The organism is Saezia sanguinis (assembly GCF_003991585.1).
GTDB classification, from domain to species: Bacteria; Pseudomonadota; Gammaproteobacteria; order Burkholderiales; family Burkholderiaceae_C; genus Saezia; species Saezia sanguinis.
The window spans coordinates 1-249 of record NZ_PQSP01000162.1 but is presented as its reverse complement, the minus strand read 5'-3'; the positions used below and the strand labels follow the sequence as shown (position 1 = coordinate 249).

The window sequence follows — 249 nt, the reverse complement described above, 5'->3', positions numbered from 1 at the left end:
AAGGCAGACTTCCGGAAAATAAGGAAAAGATTATAGCAATAGTGGGATCCAGAGCGGCAAGCGAAAAGGGACTTTACAAGGCGGCAAAAACAGCTGAAGCCTTGGCGGCTCACGGAGTCGGAATTATTAGCGGCATGGCTGCAGGGATAGACGCGGCGGCTCACGGAGGAGCGTTAAATGCAGGAGGAACCACTTATGCCGTACTTGGCTGCGGAGTAGACATCTGTTATCCTAAAAGCAGCCTTTATA

Annotated in this window: 1 protein-coding gene; it reads left to right on the top strand. The window is 50.6% G+C overall.

Annotation, left to right across the window (positions count from 1 at the left end):
• Nucleotides 1–249, top strand: a 249-nt coding sequence (locus tag CUZ56_RS15350; RefSeq protein ID WP_204250975.1) for a DNA-processing protein DprA, incomplete at both ends; no start/stop codon positions are given.